Below are 494 nucleotides of genomic sequence, written 5' to 3'. Positions count from 1 at the left end.
TTCATCGCCTCAGCCATTGGCTTTAAGCTCTCGCTCATACCTTTTAACACATGGATACCTGCCGTTTATGCGGGTTCAAATGCTCCACTAGCAGCCTATATGTCGATAGTACCAAAGGTAGCAGCACCTATAGTTGCGTTAAGGATTTTTGCGATGCTTGAAGGCTCTCAAATTTGGTGGATTAAAGCTATTGTCTACATCATCGCCGTGCTTACGATGAGCCTTTCCAACATCATGGCGCTAGTGCAACAAAACGCCAAAAGGATGCCCTCTTTTAGCTCGATACCTCACGCTTGTGTCGTGCCTTGCCCGCTTGTGGCGAATTCTCACCAGGCTAATGTCGCCTCGTTTTTCTACTGGATCATGTTTTTGTTTGCAAATTTTTGCGCATTTTCTATGTTCTGGGTCGCAAGTTGTGACGTCGTCGTCCTCGTGCACCTTCGCTTTAAACTCCCGTATGAGCAATTTTTAGGGCCTCTTACCATTTTTCCACG

Annotated in this window: 1 protein-coding gene; it reads left to right on the top strand. The window is 46.4% G+C overall.

The genetic code is table 11. The annotated features are described in order from the left end of the window. Positions 1-494: proton-conducting transporter membrane subunit (locus CYP05_RS03725; protein ID WP_275935743.1), on the top strand; the 494-nt coding region annotated here is incomplete at both ends.

The sequence above is a fragment of the Campylobacter concisus genome (assembly GCF_002913545.1).
Classification (GTDB): domain Bacteria; phylum Campylobacterota; class Campylobacteria; order Campylobacterales; family Campylobacteraceae; genus Campylobacter_A; species Campylobacter_A concisus_AV.
Note: the sequence above shows the minus strand (reverse complement) of the source record. Positions and strands in the feature narration are given on the sequence as shown.